This window comes from Mesorhizobium sp. M0145 (assembly GCF_040322355.1).
In the GTDB taxonomy this organism is placed as follows: Bacteria; Pseudomonadota; Alphaproteobacteria; order Rhizobiales; family Rhizobiaceae; genus Mesorhizobium.
This window is the reverse complement of sequence record NZ_JAMYTK010000021.1, coordinates 12,478-34,536: the sequence shown is the minus strand read 5'-3', so window position 1 is coordinate 34,536 and position 22,059 is coordinate 12,478. Positions and strand designations below refer to the sequence as shown.

The window sequence follows — 22,059 nt, the reverse complement described above, 5'->3', positions numbered from 1 at the left end:
GGCGCTTGCTCGACCGGCTACGTCGCGAGGGCGGCCGATCTGTTGAACACGATGGTCACCCGCGTTCCTTTGCCGGGGGCAGAATCCACCTCGAACCGGGCTTTGGCATTTTTCGGTCAGCGATTGAGCGATCAGTGCTCCGAGCTTGCCGGGTTTCGGCCAGGTCTCGCCTTCGCTCGGTTTTTTCGGCTCGGCGGACATTCCAAGCTTTCGATGTTTTGGGTGGGACCATGATCAATATCAGGTCGCTCGCCAACTGCGAAGGCCGCTCATTGCCACCACGCGGCCAGGCATGGCGGAGAGCCGAGATCGTGGTTGAGAAGCGGCTGAAGGCTCAGCTCGACTGGCTCTGCTCGACCAGATGGTATTTGTACCGGTCGCGAATATGCTCGTTGAAGAACCGGCCCTTTGACGAGGCTTTGCGGAATGCCGCGTGGACCTGCGGCGGCACGTCCTCGTAATCATAGCGGTTTCCGCTCGGGACGAACCATACGGAGAGGATCCTCGTCGCCGGTTGGTAATCGATGCTTCTGATCGCAGTTGAAGGCATCCTCGACAGGTCCAATGCTCGGCAGTGCTCCATTCCATATCGTCATGTGAATAACCCTGCACGGAGAGCGAGGTTCCTTGCTGCCGAAGCAGCCTTGCCGCTACGGGCCGGCTTCACCAAATACGGTTGATGCCATCGCCCAAGACATCGGCTGCAGCCCGCCAGGGCGATCTCTTTGCCGCCGCCGACGACCTGCCGGAAGGATTCCGCTACCGGCCCGAACTGATCACGCCGGACGAAGAAGCAGCGTTGGCGAGCCAGCTCGCAAGCCTGCCTTTTCAGGCCTTCGACTTTCACGGCCATCTGGCAAACCGGCGGGTGGTCGGTTTTGGGCTGCGTTATGATTACGACCGGCGCGAAGTCGTCGAGGCACCGCCGATACCCGGCTTTCTGCTGCCGCTCAGGGAAAAGGTTGCAGCCTTCGCCCGCCTGCCCGCCGAGACCTTCGTGCAGGTGCTGATCAACGAGTACCGGCCGGGCGCCGGTATCGGCTGGCACCGCGACAAGCCTCATTTCGAGGCCGTCGCCGGTGTTTCCCTGCTGGCCGCCTGCAGCTTTCGCCTGCGGCGGAAAAACGGCACGCGATGGGACCGCAAGACGGTCACCGTCGAGCCAAGATCGGCCTATCTGATGACGGGCGCCGCGCGCAGCGAATGGGAGCACAGCATTCCGCCGGTTGCGGAGCACCGCTATTCGATCACCTTGCGCACGCTGCGGCCGCAACGCGCTTAAAGCAGAGCGGTGAGGAAGCCCGAGCACTGCCCTAAGAACTGGGCTGAAACAAATTCATCCGTCGCCATGCCGGCCGGCAAAGTCCGCCAGCATGGCGCGCTGGCCTTTCAGGATCTTGAGGTTGGCTTCAGGCAGGGAGAACCAGCCCGCTTTGTCGACTTCGGCAAATTCCTTCATCGAGCCGGACCTTGGCGGCCATTCCATGGCGAAGGTGTTGCTGCTGATGGCGTCGCTGTCGAAATCCGCCTCGACGCACCATGCGATGACGAGCTTGCCGCCCGGCTGCCTGTAGCTGCCAAGGCTTTCGAAATCCCCGTCGATGGCAAGACCGAGTTCCTCTTCGGCCTCGCGTTTTGCTGCCGCCAGCTCGTCCTCGTTCTCGTCGACCAAGCCCTTCGGGATCGACCATGCGCCGTCGTCCTTCTTCGCCCAGAATGGGCCGCCCGGATGCACCAGCAAGACCTGGAGATGTCCTTCCCTTCGGCGAAAGATGAGCAATCCTGCGCTGCGTTGGGCCATTCCGCTATTCCCCTGACGAAAATGAAACGAACGTCCGGGCCGGCATATGGAACAGCCTGCCATGGCGGAACGATTTCCGCGCGCAGCCGTTCCGTCCGTTCGACAAATGAGTGATCGACATGGCGACGCCGCGAGCTGCCTGGAAGGGCTTTATGAAAGTCGGATCGGTTTCCTGTGGCGTCAAGATCATCGGTGCCGTCAGCGAGGCCGAGAAAGTGCATTTCAGGATCCTGAACCGCAAGGACGGTCTCCCGGTCAAGAGCGCCTATCTAGACGAGGAGACCGGCGATACGGTCGAGGCGGCGGAGCAGGTAAAAGGCTATGAGGTCGAAAAGGGTGAGTTCATCCATATAGAGCCGGACGAAATCAAGAAACTGAAGATGGTATCGCAGCATACGCTCGAGATCGGCGAGTTCGTGCCTGCCGCCGAAATCGACGCACGCTACCTCGAAAAACCCTACTATCTCGTTCCGGCCGACGCGCCCTCCACGGAGGCTTTCGCGGTGATCCGGGACGCCATGGCCAGGAAAAAGGTAGCAGCCCGCTCCTGCGTCGTGCTGTACCAGCGAGGCCGAGAGGTGCTGATCCAGCCGCTGGGCAAGGGCATGCTGATGACGGAATTACGCAACCACAATGAAGTGGTCGCGGCGGACGCGGTGTTCGAAGGGCTGAAGGCTCGCAAGGTCGATCCCGAGATGCTGGAAATCGCGCAATTGCTGATCGACAAGAAGCCCGCCAAATTCGACCCGTCGAAGTTCGACGATACTTATGAAAAGGCGCTGGTTGCAATGATCGAGGCCAAGCGCAAGGGCAAGAAACCGCCCAAGCCGGCACCTGAGCCCAAGACGAACGTCATCAATCTCGCCGATGTTCTGCGCAAAAGCCTGGCGCAGGAAGGCGGCAAGGCTCCCAGCAAGAAGCCGAGAACGGCCCCGAAACGCAACTCAGCCTGAATGTCCGAAAGCGGATCGAACGGAACCGAAAACGCTCGCGCGCATTTAGATGACGTAGCAATCCGTCGGCAAGCCAAGCGGAGCGGGGGACTGGTGGACGTCGTTGAACTAAGGACTGGCGGGATCCCGCAAGTTTCCTCCGCCGATCTGATGCAGGCGTTGCCTGTGGCCGTCTACACCACCGACAAACAAGGCTACATCACCTTCTTCAACGAAGCCGCTGCCGATCTCTGGGGATATCGTCCGGTTATCGGCCAGGATCGCTGGTGCGGGTCATGGAAGCTTCGCCACCTCGACGGGCGACCGATGGCGCATGACGAGTGTCCAATGGCCGTTGCCTTGCTCGAGGAGCGGGACGTTCGTGGGGGCCGAGCCATCGCCGAGCGGCCGGACGGCCAACTCATCCCGTTCAGTGCGCATCCGGTCCTGCTTCGCAATGAAGCCGGCGAGGTTGTCGGCGCCATCAACACCCTGCTCGACCTGCGCGTGCAGACGCTGGCCGACGACGCCGGCATAAGGCTCGCCGCCATCGTCGAATCCTCGATGGACGCCATCGTGTCCAAAGACCTGAACGGCATTATCACCAGCTGGAACGACGCGGCACAACGCCTGTTCGGCTATACGCCCGCCGAGGCGATCGGGCGCCCGGTGACGATCCTCATCCCGCCCGACCATCTGGACGAGGAAGCCATGATCATCAGCCGCATTCGCGCCGGCGAACGGATTCCTTCATACGAGACTATCCGGCAGCGCAAGGACGGCACCCTGGTTCCGGTTTCGCTCACCATCTCGCCGATACGCGACGGCATCGGGCGTATCATCGGCGCCTCCAAGATCGCGCGCGACATCAGCCCCCACAAGGAAAGCGAACGGCGCATCCGCACACTCATGCGCGAAGTCAACCATCGCGTTAAAAACCAGTATTCGGTGATCGTCTCGATGATCCGCGAGACCAGCAAGCTGGCGGGTACGCCAGAGGCCTTCCTTTCACGGGTCCGGGAACGCATCATGGCCCTTTCGGAATCGCACGACCTCCTGGTCGATGCGGAATGGCGTGGCGCGACCATCGGCGAATTGATCCATGCACAGACCAAGGCCTTCGCGACACAGGCCCGTCTGTCGATGAGCGGGCCGACGATCATGCTGCAGCCGAACGCGGTGCAATATCTCGGCATTGCCTTTCACGAGCTGGCCACCAATTCGGTAAAACACGGAGCGCTGTCGCACCATGACGGACGGGTCGAGGTCGAATGGACCGTGACCCCAGCCGCCGATGGCAGCGACGGCTTCCGCCTTGTCTGGCGGGAACTGGACGGACCATTGGTGGATGAAAACACGCGACGCGGTTTCGGAACGGTTGTGCTCAAACGCGTCACGCCGCAGGCGCTCAGCGGCACCGGCCGCCTGGAATTCGCCAGGCACGGCATCACCTGGACGCTGGAAGCGCCGCTGCGCTTCGTTCAGATGTCGATGGCTGGCATCGCGGCTGATTGAAGGCCGCTACACCGGCCGCGGCTTGGCGGCCGTGTGGCAACGCAATCCCTTTGGTAGCAATCAGGAGGAGCAGCGATGAGTTGGCTGGGCACCTGGCGGAATCAGTACGGGTCGGTGGTCGAACTGACCACCGAAGAGGGCGGACGGATCAGCGGAACCTTCAGGACGGCGCTAGAGGACAGCGCCTTCTTCGGCATGACCGTGCCGCTGTTCGGAGCCTGCCATGGAGACGTCATCGGATTCACCTGCGCGGCCGAAGGGCGGGTCGGAGCCGCGGCGGTGAGCTATACCGGCATCCTCAGGAACGGGAAGCTGGAGATGCTGTGGCACACCGTTGCGGATGCTGCTTTGTCGGCGGAACAGGAAGGTGCCCCGGCCCGTGCCAGGAAACTCCCCGCCTGGCGCGCGTTTGGAACCAGCCTCGACAGTTTTGAACGCGTCTCCTGACTATCGCGCCCGCCGCCGCGGCATTCAGCTCGCAAGTGAGGCAGCAGGGTTCCCGCGGTGCATCGGAACTCGCGCTGACGATGGCGCGTTAGCCAGGACATGCGCTGTTCGTTACGGGGTCGACCCAATGAGCGTGCTATATCGCGCAGCGAAAATCGCCGAACAGGCTCATGCCGGGCAGACGGACAAGACAGGGCGGCCTTATATCGAACATTGCCGCCGGGTCGTCGATGCCGTCGAAACGCTCGACCAGAAAGCCATCGCCTATCTTCACGACGTCATCGAAAAAGGCGACGGCTGGAACCGCGACCGGCTTGAGGCGGCCGGGTTCGGGCCATCCATCGTATCGGCCGTCGATGCCATGACGCGGCGGCCGAACGAGGGCGATGCCGCGTTCGTTCGCAGGGCTGCGGCCAGCCCGCTGGCATTGCCGGTCAAGCGCGCCGATCTCGCCGACAATCTATGGCAGGCACGGCAGATCGGTGCCTCGACAGCGAAATACGAAGACGGCCTGCGCATTCTCAGGGAAGAGTTCGCGAGCTGACGGACAGCTGGCGGCTGTCGCCGATGTGGGTCTACTCGGTGACGTGCGGCGTGTGCCGCTTGTCTTCCGCGGGATCGGCGTCGATCCGCGCCCTGCCGGGATCGAACGCACCATGGCGGGCGATCGCCAATGCCGGGGTGTCGGGCGTCTCGTAGGCCCACATGAAGTCTTCTGCCGACGAACCGACCGCATGAACACGCCAATAGCTTGCCGTGCCCTTCAGCGGGCCGTGGCTCGTCGTGTTCGTCTTCTCCAAGAGGTCGAAATAGATGTCCTCGAAGGGTATGTAGAAAACAGGATCATGGCCGTCTTCATAGAGCACCTTTGCCCGCTCGCTCGACGCAATAATGGCATCGGAGAACCGGATGGTCACGGTTCCATCAAACGGGACAATCCTGAGCGGGCCTGGGCGGGGGGCGGAATCTGCGGCTAAGGACTGCATTCGACTTCTCCGTTGACTGCGCTGCCTTCCCGAAACGTACTATCGCCGGTCAGGGTTCCAGTTCTACGCTTCTCCTCTTCCGAAACTGTCGAGGAACCTGGCAAGGTGATCGGCAACGCGCTCGGGTGCTTCGCGCGTCGGAAAGTGGCCGATGCCAGCCAGAAGCTGGCGCTCGTAATGGGCCGTGAAGTATCGTTCCTTGCCTTCGGACGATTGCGGCAGCACAACGCGGTCGGCATCGCCGTGGATCGTCAGAGTAGGCGCGGGAATGGACTTGGCGGAAATCTGGCGCCGGGCAAGATCGGCGTAGCGCGGATCGGGATCGGCTTCGCCCCAGCGAACCCTGTAGGAGTGCAACGTCACGTCGGCCCAATCGGGATTTTCGAAGGAAGCGGAAACGCTGTCAAAAAGCTCTTCCTCGAACCAGCCGGGCGGGCTCCAGCTTTCCCATTGAAAATGCGCGAACGCCTTGCCTTGTTGGCGAACGATCTCGGCGCCGCGATCCGTTGCCATGAACCATTGGTACCAGAATGCCCTGACCTGGCCCAGCGGCGGCGTTGCGAGTTCGCCCGGCTGCCAGCCAAGCGACAATGCCGAGCAGCACCGTATCCGTTCGGGAAATACCGAGGCGAGCAGGTAAGCGATCCGAGCGCCCCAATCGTGGCCGACGACCGCAAAACGGCCGAGGCCAAGTGCGTCGGCGAAATCGATCACGTCCTGAGCCATGGCGGCAATTTCACCGGATCGCATGGTCTCGTCCGACAGGAAGGTGGTTTTGCCGAACCCACGCAGCCACGGCGCAAAGGTGCGGAAGCCAGCACGATGCAGGACAGGCGCAATGCGCGTGAAGGTGGTTGCGTCGTCCGGCCAGCCGTGGAGAAGCAGGACGGGCGCGCCGGCTCCAGGGCCACCGGCGATGTACGCGATGCGCAGCAACGGCGTGGTGCAGAAGGCGGGTGTTTCCATGATCCGGCCATCCCGTTTCGATCACGCCGCATGGCGTCAGATCGTTTTCGGCGCAAGTTTGCTGAACCGCGCGTGGCTGCGATTGTTCCATGACAGAGGCAGACTTCCAGTGAAACCTCACCGCTGCTCGCGGTGGAAGAAGACCGACGGGAACGGTTCTGCAAGGTCGTCGTTGTTTCAGACCTCCGCACGCGCCATAATCGCAATGGCCGCCACTCGCCGACTCAACAGCAAATGGACCACATGCTGGATCGATCGCCTACCCTCCCAAGGTCGCTTGGCGCTGCGCTGCGAAGGGAAGTGCCGCGGTTTGCGGCACCCGGCAATGAAATTTCATGCACTACGGTCGCATCCTACAATGTGCATAAATGCGTCGGCACCGACGGCAGGTTCGATCCGGAGCGGGTCGCGGCCGTGGTCAAGGAACTCGACGCCGATATCATTGCTTTGCAGGAGGCCGACGAAAGAACCGGAAGCAGGCAGGGATTGCTGGATCTCGCAGCACTCGAGCGCGACAGCGACCTCGTCCCCACACACATCCCGGAAAACCGCCGCAGCCATGGCTGGCATGGAAATCTGATCCTGGCACGCCGCGGCGTGGTCGAAAGCGTGAACCAGATCCGGCTGCCCGGCCTGGAGCCGCGCGGCGCGGTCATCGCGGACCTGGAGCTGAAGGGCGTCTCGCTCAGGATTATAGCCGCGCATTTCGGCTTGCTGCGGCGCTCGCGCTCGCAGCAAGCCAACGCACTTGTCGAAGCCACGCACCCGGTTCTGCGGCCAACAATCCTGCTCGGCGACCTCAACGAATGGCGGGTCCGCAACAGGTCTTCGCTGCTGGCCCTGCTGCCGCATTTCGGTCCGATCGATGCGGTTCTGCCGAGCTTTCCGTCGCGCTTTCCGCTGTTTGCGCTCGACCGCATTCTGGCCAGGCCGCCGCACCTGATTTCCAGCATCGAGGTGCACAAGACGCCGCTGGCGCAGCGCGCCTCCGACCATCTGCCCATCAAGGCCCGCCTGAACCTTGACGCGATAAGGCAGCCGCGACTGCAACCAGAATGAACCTGGAGGGTTGTTAGTCAGATTCAGATCGTTTGCTTCGCTGATATTTGCCGGTGTATTTCATGGATACGGCCATTTCGCGGGTTGCCCGGGACAAGATCGCGGCCGGCGATAGCGGGCTGCTGCTGATCGCCGACAATTATGATGCATTTGCCGCACGAATCCTTGCCGCGCGCAGTGCCACCAGCAGCCTCGACCTGATGTACTATCTCTGGCACGACGACCATAGCGGCCGGCTGCTGATGCAAGAGGTCGTCAGGGCGGCGGAGCGCGGTGTCCGCGTCCGCATGCTGCTGGACGATATAAATCCGCGCAACAGCGACGCCGCTTACCTGGCGCTCAACAGCTACAAGAACATCGAGCTGAGGCTGTTCAACCCCAGCGGCATGAGGAACGGCAGCATCTTTCGCTCGCTGGAGATGGTCGCCCGGCTGTTTGCGATGACCCGCCGCATGCACAACAAGGCCTGGATCGCGGACGGGAGCCTGGCCATCGTCGGAGGAAGAAATATCGGCGATGCCTATTTCGACGCCGCGGAGACAAATTTCCGTGATCTCGACCTGTTGCTTCTCGGTCCTGCCGTTGGGCAGACGATGCAGATCTTCGAGGCGTTCTGGAATTGCGAGGCGGCAAAGCCGATCCAGCTGCTCAACCCGGCTGCGGTGGGCTCGCGCGCCGATTTCCTCGATAATCTCGATGCGTCGATGGACGGCCAGCTTTTGAACAGCCTCAGTGCCTGGCGCACGATCACGGAGTTCATTGCGGCGCATAACGAGGTCTGCTGGACGAAAGGCGTTCGCGTCATTTCCGATCCGCCGGAAAAGGTGCGCGGCAAGCGGCGCAGGAACTGGCTGACCAAGGAGCTGCTTCCCGCTATCGCGGCGACCAGACAGCGGCTCGAAATCGTCTCGCCCTATTTCATCCCCGGCCGCACCGGGTTGGCCATCCTGTCGAAGCTGGTGGACCGTGGCGCCGAGGTTGCAATCCTGACCAACTCGCTCGCCGCGACGGACGTCGCCGCAGTGCACGGCGCTTATGCCAAATACCGCCGCAAGCTGCTTAAAAAAGGTATCCAGCTTTTCGAATTGCAACCCTTCAACCGCCAGGCCAACATCTCCGTTTTCGGCTCAAAGGGAGCCAGCCTCCATACCAAGGCCTTCACGGTCGACGATACGCTCGGGTTTGTCGGTTCCTTCAATTTCGATCCGCGTTCGGTGTCGTTGAATGCGGAAATGGGCGTGCTTTTCCACGATGCCAATCTGGTGATGGAGTTGCGCCGGCTGTTCGAGCACGAAAAGTCGCCGCAGACGAGCTATCAACTGGTCCTGGACAAAGGCGCCGTGCGGTGGCTCGGCATCGCGGATGGCGAGATGCGGCAATGTTCGCGTGAACCGGAGGCCAGTCTCTATCGGCGTATCGTTGCAGCGTTGGTTGGCTGCCTGCCGATCGAATCGCAATTATAGAAGCGACGGATTTGTCGGAACGCAACTCTTTGTCGGAACGGAAATGCGGGACCACGAGTTGTAACCGTTGTCCGGAGCATGCCGATGAAGACCACGATATACAGTTTTCTTGCCGAGCTCTTGCCGTTCTGGATGGCGCATAAACGCAAAATGCGCGCCGACCGCGCCGCTGAGCGGCCGACACGACCGGCTGCTGCCGATGACGATGGTCGGCCGACAAGCGATCCGAATCGAGCAACACCGGCGCGTCGGCGCAACACGTCTTAGGGCGGGATGCTTTCAAATTAGATCCCGCTCCAACTGTCTGGTTAGACGCAATTCCGCGACGCCAAGTGATTCCATTTGGCTGCAGAAGCTCCAGTTCCTAAGCGATCACGCTATCGTCAAGTATCGCTACCCGAAATCCGGCGTTGCCAAGCATCCATTTTGCAACACGTACGTTAATGTGCACTACAGGGTTGCCGCTATAGGTGAGCGCCATGAGCGACAGTGCGATAGAATTCTTGCAGGACTGGATCCACGAAAACGTTCATGTGCCGCCGCCTCCGATCAGGCTTGAAAGGGAGGCGGAAATCCTCGCCAGGGAATGCAAGGAAGAGGCGGCCGACGCCGGCGTACCCATCGAAGACATCGAGGAAGAGGTTGGCGACCTCAAGGATCTGCTCGTCGCCAAGCTCGAAGACGCAGCCGAGGACGAGGCCAGGCAACTCAATGGCAATGGCCATGGCCAAAAGATTTCTACGTCAGCGGCCGAGCAAAAGCCGGCCCTGTAAGGCCGGTCCGAGCGCAGGCAAGGCATCACGAGGTGCGCCGCTTCGGCCTATTGTCCGATCAGCGTCAGCCCGAACAGGATCATCAGCCAAAACCCGGCAGCAGCGACCGCAAGACGCGGCAGGACGCCGTCGCTGGCCAGATGCATGAACAGGATGGCGATGACGGCGGTCTTGGCCGCGGCGATCACCAGATTGAGTGCCGAATTGAAGCCGCCGAGCGCGAGGAAGGACGAGCCGACGGTCAGGGCCAGCAAGGCTAAAAGCCCGATATAAGCAAGCGTGAGTTTGCGGAACTCGCTCATCTGTTGATCAGATAGAGGACGGGGAACAGGAAGACCCAGACGATATCGACGAAATGCCAATAGAGGCCGATTGCCTGCACGCGCCGGAACCGGCTGGCCTCGATCGTGCGTGGCCACAGCGCGAGGATGCCGCCGATGACGATTACGCCGCAAATCAGATGCAAGGCGTGCAGTGACGTCATCGCGAAATAGAGGCCGAAGAAGAATTCGGCATGAACAGGATCCGGGCCCTTATAGATGAAAGGTGCGCCGAGCACCGGCGCCAGCCCTTCGCTGAATTCCCTGGCGTACTCCGTCGCCTTGATCGCCAGGAAGACGACGCCGAGCAGCGCCGTCGCAGCCAATGCCCAGCCAGCGGCGCGCCATCGCCGCGCGGCCGTGTACATATGGGCGAGCGCCACAGCGAAACTGCTGGTGATCAGGACGACGGTGTTGGCCGTGCCCAACGGCAGCGACAGATGCTTCGCCGCCCCGGCGAAGGCGTCGCCATAACTCAACCGGGCAAACATGAAGACGAGCAGGATGGCGCCGAACAGCATCACCTCGGAGCCGATGAACACCCACATGGCAAAGCTGTCGGCTGCCGTTTCGCGAGCCGGCCGGTCGAAGGCGATGCTTGTCGTTGGTGACTTCAAACCAGATCCTCCACCGGGTCCGACCGTTTCTCGGTCAGGCCTTTCATCGGATAGTCGTAGGCTGGTCTGGTGACGGTCGGCATGCGATCGAAATTATGCGCTGGCGGCGGCGAGCTTGTTTGCCATTCCAACCCGGTCGCTCGCCACGGATTGGCCGGCGCCTGCGCGCCTCGAAACAGCGACCATGCCAAGTAGAGGAGCGGCATCAGATAGCCGATCGCCAGCACCACGGCGCCTGCCGACGACAGGATGTGCCAGAAAGCGAATTCCGGCGGATAGGTATGGTAGCGCCGCGGCATGCCCAGAAAGCCGAGCACATATTGCGGAAAAAAGGTCAGGTTGAAGCCTATGAAGGTGACCGCCGCGGCTATACGCCCCCAAACCTCCGAATACATTCGGCCGGTGAGTTTCGGCCACCAGAAATGCAGCCCTGCCATGTAGGCGGTCACCATGCCGCCGACCATGATGTAGTGGAAATGGGCGACGACGAAATAGGTGTCGTGAACGTGGACGTCGATGGCGAGCGCGGCAAGGAAAAGGCCGGCCAGCCCGCCGAAGGTGAACAATGCCAGGAAGAACAGCGCATAAAGCATCGGCGTCTCGAAGCTGATTTCGCCCTTGCGCAGCGTCAGGCTCCAGTTGAAGACCTTTATCGCCGATGGGATCGCGACGCAGAAGGACAGGAACGAAAACACCACGCCGGCATAGGCCGACTGCCCGCTGACGAACATGTGGTGGCCCCAGACGAGAAAGCCGAAGACGGCGATCGCCATCGAAGCCAGGGCGACGGCCTTGTAGCCGAACAGCGGCCGGCGGCTAAAGCAAGGCAGCACTTCCGAGACCACTCCCATACCTGGCAGGATCATGATGTAGACGGCGGGGTGCGAGTAGAACCAGAACAGATGCTGGAACAGCAGCGGATCGCCGCCGAGGGCGGGATTGAAGATGCCGATGCCGAAGACGCGCTCCAGCACGATGAGGATCAGCGATGCTGCAAGCACCGGCGTCGCCAGCACCATCACCAGGCTGGTGGCGTACAGGGTCCAGACGAAGATCGGCAGCCGGAACCAGGTGAGGCCAGGCGCTCGCAAGGTGTGGACGGTGACGATGAAATTGATGCCGGTCATGATCGTCGAAAAGCCGACGATGAAAACGCCGAATGCCGCGGTCGAGACAAACCCGTTGGCATAGAGCGTCGACAGCGGCGTGTAGAAGGTCCAGCCGGTGTCGACGCCGCCCAAAACCACCGAGGCGAGCGCGAACAGGCTGCCGAACATGAAGACGTACCAGCTTGCCAGGTTGAGCCGGGGAAAGGCGAGGTCGCGCGCGCCGATCATCAGCGGCAGCAGGAAATTGCCGAGCGTTGCCGGGATCGACGGCACCAGGAAGAACCACACCATGATGATGCCGTGCAGCGAAAACAGCCGGTTGTAGACATCGTCGGAGACCAGGTCGCCGGCCGGCGTCGCAAGCTCGATGCGCATCAGCACGGCAAAGGTTCCGCCGAGGAAGAAGAAGGCCGTCAGCGAGACGAAATAGAGCCACGCCACCCGTTTGTGGTCGGTTGTCAGCAGCCAGGAGCGCGGCCCGGCACCTTCTGCGAGATAGCTTGCCGACGCCAAATCGCTGCTCATTGCGGCGCCTCGTTTTTTGCCGCCGGTAACGAGGGAGATTGGAGCGATAGGGATTTGAGATAGGCCATCAGCATCTGCAGTTCGGCTTCGTCAACGAGACCGTCGAAGCTCGGCATCACCGGCTGGTAGCCGGCGGCGATTTCCTTGTTCGGGACAAGGATCGAATCGCGCAGATAGCGTTCGTCGGCGATGACCGTCTGCCGGTTGGCCAACGCCACCGGCTGGCCGAAAACCCCATCGAGGCCGGGCGCCCGCACCTTGCTGGAATTGCCGTGACAGCCGGAGCAGCCGAGCGCGCGGAACAGTTTCCCGCCGCTCGTGGCAAGGCTTTCGCCTTCACCTTGACTGCCGAGCCATGATGCATATTGCTCCGGCGCCAGCACCGTCACCCAGCCGCCCATCTCGGAATGCTGCGTGCCGCAATATTCGGCGCAGAACAGGTGATAACGCCCCGGCTGCGTGGCGATGAACCAGACATTGGCCGTGCGTCCGGGAACGGCATCCTGCTTGACCCGAAAGGCTGGCACGTAGAAGGAGTGGATGACGTCCTGTGATGCCAGCGACACCACCACCGCCTTGCCGACCGGCACGTGCAGCTCGTTGATCTCGCGCTGGCCGCCGGGATGGCGGAATTCCCACATCCATTGCTTGCCGAGGCCGGCGATCTCGACGGCGTCCGGTGGCGGACGGTCGCGCCGGACAAAAAGGACTGCGCCCCAGCCGAAGAAGATGAAGGCCATCACCAGGCTGGCAATGGTCCACGTCATCTCCAGCGGCAGGCTGCGGGCACGCGCCCCTGTACGGTCGGCTGCGGAGCCGATACGATATTTGACGGCGTAGCCGACAACGAGAACGGTCAGGAACAGGCCGAGCGCGAGTGAGAAAGCCAGCAATGTGTAGAACAAGGCATCGACGCTGCCTGCGATGGACGAGGCTTCCTGCGGGAAAAACCGGATGCCGAAGCTCACGCCCGCCTCCCGCGCGCCAGCAGTATGGCCGTCGCCAACCCCACCACCATGACGATGCTGGCGAGCTTCAACGCAGCCCAGATCGCCGGCGTATATCGCCCCTTGGACGCATCGAAGCCGGCGCAGAGCAGGAAGACATGATCGGCGATCGAGCCGAGCCTGCCGGAAGATGCCTCGACAAGGGCAAGCTCAAGATCGCGCGGCGTGAAGCTCAGCGCCGGCAGCACCTGCGCTATCCGGCCTTTTGGCGTCAGCGCGATGACCGCGATCGGATGGGCGAATTGGTCGATCCTGGCGCGGGTGTCGAAACTGATGCCGGCTTCCGCGGCAAGGGCGCCGCCGGCGCCGTCGGCACTGGTCAGGAACCGCCACGCCGACAGGTTCCTCGCGTCGGCCGCCGCGGCGACCGTGGCTTGCGCATCGCCCGCATCTTCGGGCGTGTCGGCGGCATCGATCGAGACGAACAAAGCGCGATAGGTGTCGGGGTCGAGCGAGGTCTTTTTCAAATCCGAGGCGACCGCCTGTTGGGTCACACCACAAAGGTTCGGGCATTTGTCGTAGCCGAAAATCAGCAGCGCCGGCCGGCCGGCAAGCATTTGGCCGATCGTGCGCTGCTCGCCGGACGCATCGCGAAACACCCGGTCGAGGCTGAGCTGCGCGCCGATCTCGGGATCGAAGGCCGGGCGTGCGAAAGCCATGGCCGGCAGTGCCGCGAGAAGGGAAAAAGCGGTTAGCCAGGCCTTCACGGCCGGCCTCCCTGGCCTGGCGCGGTCCGGCAGCGCGCGGCCTGTGGCGCGCGTGGTATCTCGGCCTCGACCAATCGGCAGTCGGCGCCGGCGGCCGGCGCCGGCTGCCCCCAGTTCGGCAAACCATGGCTGACGATCGCCCACATGGCGTCCTCGATCGGAATGCGGGCAATGCCGGCGGTGCGGTCGACCCAGCCGACCTTGTTCAGCTCCTGCTCCTCCGCCTTGCGGAAGGCAGCGAGGTCGTCTTCTGGAAAGCGCTGCAAGGCTGGACTGGCCCGGTTGCCGACCGATGATGGCCCCGGCAGCGGCCCGAACGGCCTGGTGTCGAAGACGAGCCCGAGGACGATGACTGTTGCGGCCAGGAGCAGCAGCAGGCCGGCCGCGAAGGCAAGCAGCGCGCCCGGCCAGACGTCGCGCGTTTCGGGATGGCGGGCTGCCCTAGCCATGGACCGGCCTCCGGCACCAGAGGGCGATCCGGTCCGGCCGGCCAAGCGCGAAAAGCAGCAGCGCAAGCCAGAGGCCGCCAGCTCCTGCCAGCGCGGCAAGATCGTACCAGAATGCGATCACATTACCGTCCGCCAACGGCGGTCTGATCCGCCAGAGGACATCGACGTAGTGGCCGGCCAGCACGATGCCGCAGATCGACAGCAGGCCGGCATGGCTGCGCTTCAGATCCCGGCTGAGCAGCCCGGCAAAGGGGACCGCGAATTGCAGCGCAATCAGCAGCCAGAGCAGATACTGCCAGCCATTGCTGCTGCGGATGAGGTACCAACGGATCTCGTTCGGCAGGTCGCCGCCCCAGGTCACCAGCCATTGCATGAACGACAGGTAAGTCCAGAGCAACACGAAGCCGAACAGCATGTTGGCCAAATCCTCGCCGAGCGCGACATCCTCCTCGCCGCCCGGCATGACCTCGATCGAGCGGTTCACGCACAGTACCGTCATCGCCAGGGCGTAAGCGCCAACGACTTCGGCGGACGCTTCCAGCAGCGCATAGATGGTCGAGGAGAACTCCGGCTCAAGCGAGAGCATCCAATCGATGGCAAAGATCGTGACCGCCAGCCCATGCGCAATCAATCCAGCGGCATAGGCCTTGCCGCGGCCGGCGCTGCCACGGCCGCTATCGGTCGTTGTCCAGTCAAGCACGCGCCACGCCACCACCAGCCAGATCGCGGCGCAGGCGGCAAAGCGCAGCAAAAAGAACGGAACGTTCAGATAAGAGAATTTCTGGCGCACCGTCTCGGGCAATGCAGCCGCGTCGGCACTCGCCCAGGGAAAGACCAGGTCGAGCCTGAGCAGAACCGGCAGCAGCAGAAGCAGCGCCAGCGGCAGCGTCGCGACGAGAGCGCGCAGCGGCTGGCGGATTGCCTCGCCCCAGCGGCCGCCGGTCAGCCCATGCACGATCAGGATGGTCAGCGCCCCGAGCGGCAGGCCGAGCAGGAAGAGCGCCGCAGGCAGCCAGCCGGCCAATGTGGCTCTGAAGTCGAAGGCCAATCCCGTGGCGCAAAGCACAAGTCCGACGGCGGCCACAGCAAGCGCCGGCAGAATCAAACGTTCGGCGGCAAGCCGCATCATCGCCCGCATCATCGATCCGGCTCCGCATTGAGCTCGGCGCGGAGGCTTTCCGGCAGCTCGGCAATTGGTGCATCGCGCGAATATTGCAGGGCGCGGATATAGGCGACGATCGCCCAGCGGTCGGCAGGCGGGACACGCGCCGCGTAGGAATACATGGCGCCATAGCCGTTGCTGATGACGTCGTAGAAATGCCTGTCGCTCGCCTTGCGCAACGCGTCCTGGTGATAGGTCGGCGGCGCCGGAAAGCCCCGCTCGACGATCATGCCGTGGCCGTCGCCGGCGCGGCCGTGGCAAGGCGAACAGAAGATGTCGAAGCGTTGCTGGCCTCGCCGCAGCAGCGTCATCGTGACCGGATAGGGAAAAGTGTCGGGTACCGGCGAAAGATCGGCATCGCGTGCGACTGTGTCCTCGACCGGCGCCCGCGCCGACATGCCGTCGGCGAATTGGTTGCTGCTTTCGAGCGGATCGTAGCGCGGCTGGTCCTCCATGTCCTGCCGGCAGCCGGCGACCAGCAAGGCTGCCGACAGCAGGATCGTGCGCATGTTCACGCCTCCACCTCCTCGACGGTTTCGGCGCCGAGCCGTGTCAGCTGGCCCTTGGTCACGCCCTTGCGGAACTTCGGATCGGCGGCCTCGACGAGCAGATAGAACTTGCCGCCGCGCGCATAGGTGAAGCTCGTGGCGTTGAAGACCGGGTGGTAATATTCGGGCAGGCGATTGGCGGCCAGCATGCCGAAGAATGCGGCCAGCGCAGCGCCAAGTATCGCGGCCTCGAAGGCGATGACGAGAAAGGCCGGCCAGGAATGCAGCGGCCGGCCGCCGACATTGAGCGGAAAATCGATCTCGACCGAATAGAGGATCAGGCCATAGACAAACACCGCGCCGGCGACGGCGCCGCCAAGGATGGCCCATGGCAAGCGCGTCTTGCGCATGCCGAGCATGTCGGCCAGCCCATGCACATGGAACGGCGAGAACGCGTCCATGCGCCGGTAGCCGCGCGCCCGCATGGTGCGGACCGCCTCGGTCAGCGCTTCGGGATCGGCGAAAGCCGCAATGACGCCGTAAAGGCTCATCTTGCGCCGCCCCTCTCCCCGGCCAGCTCCTCGACCTCGAAAATGGTGATGGCCGGCAGGACGCGGATGAACAGGAAGACCAATGCGAAGAAGGTGCCGATCGAGCCGAACAGGATGCCGAAGTCGAGCCATCTCAGTGATTGTTCGCCCCAGGACGACGGCAGGTAATCGCGGCTTGGCCCGGTGACGACGATGACGTAGCGCTCGACCCACATGCCGACATTGATGATCAGGGCAATGGCGAACAGCACCGCCATGTTGAGGCGCACCCGGCGGAACCAGAGCAATTGCAAAACAGCGCCGTTGCAGGCGAGCATGGTCCAGAACAGCGGCGCATAAGGTCCGAAGGCGCGCTGCCACATCATCGTGCGCTCATAGGTTTCGCCCGAATACCAGGCGAAGAAAGCCTCGGAGGCATAGCCGTAGATGACGATCATGCCGGCGGCGATCATCAGCTTGGCGGCATTGTCCATGTGCCGCGGCGTGATCAGATCCTGGACCGAAAACGCCCAGCGCAGCGGGATGGCGATGGTAAGCACCATGGCGAAGCCGGACAGCAGCGCGCCGGCAACGAAATAGGGAGGAAAGATAGTCGAATGGAAGCCCGGCGTGATGGCGAAGGTGAAGTCGAGCGAGACGATCGAATGCACCGAGACGACCAGCGGCGTGGCCAGTGCCGCCATCAGGAAATAGACCGTCTGGTAGCGCGCCCAATGAAAGGCCGAACCGCGCCAGCCGAGCGCCAGTATCCCGTAGAACAGCTGCGCCGGGCGCGATTTCGCCCGGTCGCGCAGGACGGCGAGATCGGGCAGCAGGCCCATATACCAGAACATCAGCGAAACGCTGGCATAGGTGGCGATCGCCGCGAAATCCCAGACCAGTGGGCTGCGCCATTGCGGCCAATGCATATGCGTGTTGGGTAGCGGCAGCAGCCAGTAGAAGAACCACGGGCGGCCGAGATGCAGGATCGGGAAAAGCCCCGCCATCGCCACGGCAAACAGCGTCATCGCCTCGGCAAAGCGGTTGATCGAGGCGCGCCATGGTTGGCGCAGAAGCAGAAGCACCGCCGAGATCAGCGTGCCGGCATGGCCGATGCCAATCCACCAGACGAAATTGCCAATCATCGTGCCCCAGACAACCGGAATGTTGACGCCATAGGCGCCAACGCCGACCGAGATCAGATAGGTAATCGAATAGAGAAAGATGAGGACGAAGACGAAGCAGGCGAAAAACGCGGTCCAGAAATAGCGCGGCAGCCTGCCGTCGAGGACGATCGCACTGATACGGCCGCTGATCTCCGGAAGGTCGTGCCGGCCGCGCAGAACGGGCAGTGCGCCCGGTTTTCCAGCAATAGCCTCAGCCATCGGCTTTCCCGCCTGGCGAGAGACGGCCGTTGATATTCCTGATCTTGCCGAGATAGGTGGTGCGGGGTCGCGTGTTGAGGTCCTCGAGCAAGGCGTAGTGTTGCGGCGCTGCTTTTTCCTGCACGACAGCGGCGCCCTTGCTGTTGAGGTCCCCGAAAACGATCGCCTGTGTCGGGCAGGCCTGCTGACAGGCGGTCACCACTTCGCCGTCGGCGATGTGGCGGTTTTCGATCTGCGCCTTGATGCGTTTTTCGGAAATGCGCTGGACGCAGTAGGTGCATTTTTCCATCACACCGCGCGAACGGACGCTGACGTCTGGATTGTGCGCGGCCTGTTCCGGTCCGGCCGCATCCTTGTCGAATTCCTGGAAGTCCAGGAAGTTGAAGCGCCGCACCTTGTAGGGGCAGTTCTGCGAGCAGTAGCGCGTGCCGATGCAGCGGTTGTAGACCTGCGCGTTCAGCCCGTCATGGGTGTGGGTGGTGGCGTTGACCGGACAGACGACCTCGCACGGCGCCTTCTCACAATGCATGCAAGGCACCGGCTGGAAAAAGACGTCGGGATCGTCGAGCGGGCCGGAGTAGTAGCGGTCGATCCGCAGCCAATGCATCTCACGGCCGAGTGCCGACTCGTCCGGCCCGACGGTGGCGATGTTGTTTTCCGCCTGGCAGGCAGAAACGCAAGCCATGCAGCCGATGCATGCCGACTGGTCGATCGACATGCCCCAGGCTTCCTGGCTGTATTGCCAGTCGGGATAGAGCGATCCGGTTGGCGCGGGCGGGGCGCCGTCGCGCACGAAGTGTGGATTTTTGCGGAAGGCCTCGAGCGAGGCATGGCGAACGATCGCCCTGCCCTCCATCGCCTGATGGTGTTGCGTGGTGATGACCCGCGCACTGCCGTCCCGCGGCGCGACCGTGGCGCCATAGACGATCCAGGGAGCCTCGAGGCTTCGCAGCCTGTACGCGTCGTGGCCGTCGGCGAGTGCTGCCACCGAACCGAGCTTCCGGCCGAAGCCCAGAGCAAGTGTCACGGTCTCGTCGGGATGGCCAGGCATGATCCAGACCGGCGCATCGATGTCCGTGCCGTTCGAGGCGATATTGACGACCCGGGCGTTTTCCACCTGAAGCCGCCCCGCCGTCGCTGGCGACATCAGCGCTGCATTGCCCCAGACGATCTTGCTCAGTGGCCGCGGCAATTCCTGCAGCCAGGACGAGTTGGCATTGCGTCCGTCGCGCAGCCAGGGATCGACGACGAAACGGATTTCGACGCCTTTGGCCGCTTCGACGCGCGGGTTCAGGCCGCGCAAATCCGCCGGCATCGCAACATCGACTGGAGTGCTGGCACTGCCGGATACAAAGCCGTCGCGAAGCGCCTTTCGCCACGCGGGATCGTCCAGTGCTTGCGCCCAAGTCGTTTGTGCCCATGTCCGGCGGACGAGCGGCAGCGCAGAAACAGCTAATTCACCGCCAAGCACGGCCAGGATTTCATGCACCGCCCGCCCCTGGTAAAGCGGCCTGATCAGCGGCTGCACGATCGACGCGGTTCCGTCATGGGCGCGCAGGTCACTCCAACTCTCGAGATCATGCGCAGCAGGGACATGCCAGTGTGCGACGAAGGCGGTTTCGTCGCGGTAGAGACCCCAGTGGACAAGAAGCTTCAGCTGCGAAAACACGTCGCGGACATCGAGCCCCGCAGGTGCGGTGTGGAGAGGATTGGCGCCGAGTATGACAACGGTGTCGATATCTCGCGCGGCGATCGCCTGGCAAAGTGCAGCGAGGTCGCCCTCGATGGGCATCGCGTCGGGCGGCTCGATCAGTTCCACGGTGTTGCCAAGCGCACCAAGCCGCGCATTCATGGCAAGAGCCGCGGCATGGACGAACGGTGTTTGATGGGCGCCCGGCACGATCAGCGCCGAGCGGCCGGCCGCCTTCAGGTCGTCCGCAGTGGCAGCCAACCAGGCCGGGTCCAGTGCCAAGGCGCTTGGCGCCGCTTCGCCGCCAAGCACCGCGCTCAGCGCCGCGGCGACGGCTTCGACCTCGCTCGGCCGCACCGGCCTGCGGTGATCGGCGGCAGCGCCGGTGATCGTCGGCGTCGATTCCACCGCATAGACCCGGCTCATCGTATCGTCCGCCCGGCGCACGCGACGCCGCGCGGCAAAGTCACGGGCGTAAGCGAGACGGCCGGGGCCCTCGCCCAGGAAATCCGCGTCGAGACTGACAATCGCGTCGGCGCGATCGAACCGGTAGACCGGTGCAAGCGCCCTGCCGAAAAGAGTCTGCGTGGCTTCGGCGCCGGATGGCGTTGCCAGGGGATCGTGCTGGAACAGCCTCAGCCTGGGGTAGCGCGCGCGCAGCGCCTCGAGCTGCGCCTTCATGGTGGGCGAGGTCGTCGCCTCGATCAGCAGCGCCGCGCCGGCACCGCCTGAGCCGGCCAGCTGCGAGGTGAGCTCGGCCATGTCGGCAAGGAAGTCGCCATAGGCCGCCGGTTCGCCGTGTTTCAGCGGCATGCGCGAGCGATCTGGGTCGAAAAGCGACAGCACCGCCGCCTGCATGATGGCGTCCGTCGCACCGCGCGAGGCCGGATGGCCGGGATTGCCTTCCACCTTGGTCGGCCGGCCCTCATGGCTTTCGACCACCGCACCGATACCGTAGCCATCGCTCGAAAGCGTGGTCGCGTAATAAAGCGGCTTGCCGGGAACGATGTTTTCCGGCTGGCGGATATAAGGCAGGATGTCTTCGGCCCGGCTGCAGGCGGCAAGCCCGGCCAGCGTCAGCGATGCACCCATCAGCTTCAGCAGCGTGCGCCGGTCGAGCCGCGGGATGCGCTCGGCGATCGAGGGAAATTCGGCATCGACGAAGCGGCGGAATTCCGGCGTATCGGCGAGCTCGTCGAGGCTTCGCCACAGCTCCGGGCCGGGCGAAAGCCGTTCGCGCAGGCCGGCCATGTCTGGAGCCGCGATCGGTTTGTCAGCGGTGGCAGACATAACAGTCGGTCATGGTCTCGGGGTGGATATCGAGAAGGCTGATGAGTGACCGGCGGATTTCGGCGATGCCGGCCGGTGGCTTCCAGAGCATCAGGAACACGTCCTGCGGCGGACGCAAATTAGGCTCGGGATCGCGATGGCATGCCAGGCACCATTCCATCGATAGTGCGTGCGCCCGCCGCATCAGCGGCATGTCGTCGACCTCGCCATGGCACGTCTCGCAGGCGACGCCTTTAGCGATATGGATCGAATGATTGAAATAGACGAAGTCGGGGACACTGTTCACCTGCTGCCACTGCAATGGCTGCCCGGAAGCAAGGCTTGCCCGTATCGGCGCCAGCATGTCCGCGTTGGTGAACAGCTGCGAATGGCAGGTCATGCACACCTCGGTCGCCGGCAGACCCGCCGATGACGCAGTCTCGACGCCGCTATGGCAATAACGGCAATCGAGGCCGAGCTCGCCGACATGGTGCCTGTGGCTGAACGGCACTGGTTGCGCCAACGGCCGGCCAACGCCGGTGACGAAGTCCGAACGCAAGACGGCGGTACCGCCGAGAGCCGCAAAGATGGCCATGAAACACGCGCCCCACAGAGCGAAGCGTGAAATGCCGTTGGCACTCCTTGAAAAGACCTGCGGCATCCCCTCGCCGATTTCGCATCCAGCAAACCATACTCACCCCCCAAAGTGCCTAACTGCGGCTGCGTGGGTAAGTTCCGGCTGGAGCAGCGGAGATCACAGAATGGTTACCCCGCCCTGGCCCATCAGGTCGGGCTGACCGGAAACCATCGAACCCTCCATACGTTCGGATGAGGTCACGTTCTGTTTCACCTGGATAAG

24 protein-coding genes and 1 pseudogene are annotated in these 22,059 nt (G+C 63.1%); 8 read left to right on the top strand and 17 right to left on the bottom strand.

The genetic code is table 11. From position 1 onward, the window contains the following. Positions 1-17: 17 nt before the first annotated feature. Together NKJ28_RS25050 and NKJ28_RS25045 are read right to left on the bottom strand one after the other, a co-directional pair. Positions 18-174 (bottom strand): annotated as a pseudogene (locus NKJ28_RS25050) (histidine kinase); the annotation flags it as partial. Between the two features lie 160 nt (positions 175-334). Continuing rightward, positions 335-550, bottom strand: coding sequence for a KTSC domain-containing protein (locus tag NKJ28_RS25045; RefSeq protein ID WP_352449552.1), 216 nt, complete (start codon positions 548-550; stop codon positions 335-337). A 129-nt stretch (positions 551-679) separates the two neighbouring features. Here NKJ28_RS25045 and NKJ28_RS25040 point away from each other — a divergent pair, with 129 nt between their 5' ends. Beyond that, complete coding sequence (locus NKJ28_RS25040) at positions 680-1,282, top strand: alpha-ketoglutarate-dependent dioxygenase AlkB (RefSeq protein ID WP_023677069.1); 603 nt, start codon at positions 680-682, stop codon at positions 1,280-1,282. Between the two features lie 54 nt (positions 1,283-1,336). On the opposite strand, the gene NKJ28_RS25035 is transcribed toward NKJ28_RS25040, so the two are convergent. Then, on the bottom strand, positions 1,337-1,801 hold the full coding sequence (locus NKJ28_RS25035) for an NUDIX hydrolase (protein WP_352637316.1): 465 nt from the start codon (positions 1,799-1,801) through the stop codon (positions 1,337-1,339). Between the two features lie 119 nt (positions 1,802-1,920). Here NKJ28_RS25035 and ku point away from each other — a divergent pair, with 119 nt between their 5' ends. The 4 genes from ku (at position 1,921) to NKJ28_RS25015 (ending at position 5,239) form a co-directional block, all read left to right on the top strand. Continuing rightward, positions 1,921-2,754, top strand: a complete 834-nt coding sequence (ku, locus tag NKJ28_RS25030; protein ID WP_352637314.1) for a non-homologous end joining protein Ku — start codon at positions 1,921-1,923, stop codon at positions 2,752-2,754. Positions 2,755-2,847: 93 nt separating this feature from the next. Continuing rightward, positions 2,848-4,248 (top strand): PAS domain-containing HWE histidine kinase family protein, encoded by a 1,401-nt coding sequence (locus NKJ28_RS25025; protein WP_352577666.1) that lies wholly within the window; start codon positions 2,848-2,850, stop codon positions 4,246-4,248. 75 nt (positions 4,249-4,323) lie between these two features. Continuing rightward, positions 4,324-4,695, top strand: a complete 372-nt coding sequence (locus tag NKJ28_RS25020) for an avidin/streptavidin family protein (protein ID WP_352577667.1) — start codon at positions 4,324-4,326, stop codon at positions 4,693-4,695. A gap of 127 nt (positions 4,696-4,822) precedes the next feature. After that, entirely contained in the window at positions 4,823-5,239 is a 417-nt protein-coding gene (locus NKJ28_RS25015; protein ID WP_352577668.1) for an HD domain-containing protein, read from the top strand. A gap of 31 nt (positions 5,240-5,270) precedes the next feature. Here the strand turns inward: NKJ28_RS25015 and NKJ28_RS25010 are convergent, their stop codons facing one another. Further along, positions 5,271-5,681 (bottom strand): DUF427 domain-containing protein, encoded by a 411-nt coding sequence (locus NKJ28_RS25010; protein WP_502898210.1) that lies wholly within the window; start codon positions 5,679-5,681, stop codon positions 5,271-5,273. A 63-nt stretch (positions 5,682-5,744) separates the two neighbouring features. Beyond that, a complete protein-coding gene (locus tag NKJ28_RS25005) occupies positions 5,745-6,647 on the bottom strand; it encodes an alpha/beta fold hydrolase (protein ID WP_352577670.1) in 903 nt (300 codons plus the stop codon). Between the two features lie 243 nt (positions 6,648-6,890). Between NKJ28_RS25005 and NKJ28_RS25000 the strand changes: the two genes are divergently transcribed. The 3 genes from NKJ28_RS25000 (at position 6,891) to NKJ28_RS24990 (ending at position 9,942) form a co-directional block, all read left to right on the top strand. Then, a complete protein-coding gene (locus NKJ28_RS25000) occupies positions 6,891-7,706 on the top strand; it encodes an endonuclease/exonuclease/phosphatase family protein (RefSeq protein ID WP_023677076.1) in 816 nt (271 codons plus the stop codon). Positions 7,707-7,768: 62 nt separating this feature from the next. After that, entirely contained in the window at positions 7,769-9,169 is a 1,401-nt protein-coding gene (locus NKJ28_RS24995; protein ID WP_352637313.1) for a phospholipase D family protein, read from the top strand. Positions 9,170-9,648: 479 nt separating this feature from the next. Next, positions 9,649-9,942: a hypothetical protein gene (locus NKJ28_RS24990; RefSeq protein ID WP_352571860.1), complete on the top strand. Its 294-nt coding sequence runs from the start codon at positions 9,649-9,651 to the stop codon at positions 9,940-9,942. Between the two features lie 47 nt (positions 9,943-9,989). On the opposite strand, the gene NKJ28_RS24985 is transcribed toward NKJ28_RS24990, so the two are convergent. The 12 genes from NKJ28_RS24985 to NKJ28_RS24930 are packed head-to-tail and all read right to left on the bottom strand — an operon-like array spanning position 9,990 to position 21,861. Beyond that, positions 9,990-10,244, bottom strand: a complete 255-nt coding sequence (locus tag NKJ28_RS24985) for a cytochrome C oxidase subunit IV family protein (RefSeq protein ID WP_023677081.1) — start codon at positions 10,242-10,244, stop codon at positions 9,990-9,992. Then, positions 10,241-10,879: a cytochrome c oxidase subunit 3 gene (locus NKJ28_RS24980; protein WP_352571861.1), complete on the bottom strand. Its 639-nt coding sequence runs from the start codon at positions 10,877-10,879 to the stop codon at positions 10,241-10,243. The genes NKJ28_RS24985 and NKJ28_RS24980 overlap by 4 nt, the downstream gene beginning before the upstream one ends. Beyond that, the gene (ctaD, locus tag NKJ28_RS24975; protein WP_352571862.1) at positions 10,876-12,513 is read right to left on the bottom strand and encodes a cytochrome c oxidase subunit I; all 1,638 of its coding nucleotides are present in this window, start codon (positions 12,511-12,513) and stop codon (positions 10,876-10,878) included. Before ctaD ends, NKJ28_RS24980 begins: the two co-directional genes overlap by 4 nt. Beyond that, positions 12,510-13,481 (bottom strand): cytochrome c oxidase subunit II, encoded by a 972-nt coding sequence (gene coxB / locus NKJ28_RS24970; RefSeq protein ID WP_352637312.1) that lies wholly within the window; start codon positions 13,479-13,481, stop codon positions 12,510-12,512. Before coxB ends, ctaD begins: the two co-directional genes overlap by 4 nt. Beyond that, entirely contained in the window at positions 13,478-14,227 is a 750-nt protein-coding gene (locus NKJ28_RS24965) for an SCO family protein (protein ID WP_352457816.1), read from the bottom strand. The genes coxB and NKJ28_RS24965 overlap by 4 nt, the downstream gene beginning before the upstream one ends. Next, positions 14,224-14,676 (bottom strand): hypothetical protein, encoded by a 453-nt coding sequence (locus tag NKJ28_RS24960; protein ID WP_023677086.1) that lies wholly within the window; start codon positions 14,674-14,676, stop codon positions 14,224-14,226. Before NKJ28_RS24960 ends, NKJ28_RS24965 begins: the two co-directional genes overlap by 4 nt. Further along, the gene (locus tag NKJ28_RS24955; protein ID WP_352571865.1) at positions 14,669-15,817 is read right to left on the bottom strand and encodes a hypothetical protein; all 1,149 of its coding nucleotides are present in this window, start codon (positions 15,815-15,817) and stop codon (positions 14,669-14,671) included. The genes NKJ28_RS24960 and NKJ28_RS24955 overlap by 8 nt, the downstream gene beginning before the upstream one ends. Beyond that, a complete protein-coding gene (locus NKJ28_RS24950) occupies positions 15,814-16,347 on the bottom strand; it encodes a c-type cytochrome (RefSeq protein WP_352457837.1) in 534 nt (177 codons plus the stop codon). The genes NKJ28_RS24955 and NKJ28_RS24950 overlap by 4 nt, the downstream gene beginning before the upstream one ends. A gap of 2 nt (positions 16,348-16,349) precedes the next feature. Beyond that, positions 16,350-16,877 (bottom strand): DUF3341 domain-containing protein, encoded by a 528-nt coding sequence (locus tag NKJ28_RS24945; RefSeq protein ID WP_352457813.1) that lies wholly within the window; start codon positions 16,875-16,877, stop codon positions 16,350-16,352. Continuing rightward, positions 16,874-18,241 (bottom strand): NrfD/PsrC family molybdoenzyme membrane anchor subunit, encoded by a 1,368-nt coding sequence (gene nrfD, locus NKJ28_RS24940; protein ID WP_352571866.1) that lies wholly within the window; start codon positions 18,239-18,241, stop codon positions 16,874-16,876. The genes NKJ28_RS24945 and nrfD overlap by 4 nt, the downstream gene beginning before the upstream one ends. Next, positions 18,234-21,221: a TAT-variant-translocated molybdopterin oxidoreductase gene (locus tag NKJ28_RS24935; RefSeq protein WP_352637311.1), complete on the bottom strand. Its 2,988-nt coding sequence runs from the start codon at positions 21,219-21,221 to the stop codon at positions 18,234-18,236. The genes nrfD and NKJ28_RS24935 overlap by 8 nt, the downstream gene beginning before the upstream one ends. After that, a complete protein-coding gene (locus NKJ28_RS24930; protein ID WP_502902213.1) occupies positions 21,205-21,861 on the bottom strand; it encodes a cytochrome c3 family protein in 657 nt (218 codons plus the stop codon). Before NKJ28_RS24930 ends, NKJ28_RS24935 begins: the two co-directional genes overlap by 17 nt. Between the last annotated feature and the right edge of the window lie 198 nt (positions 21,862-22,059).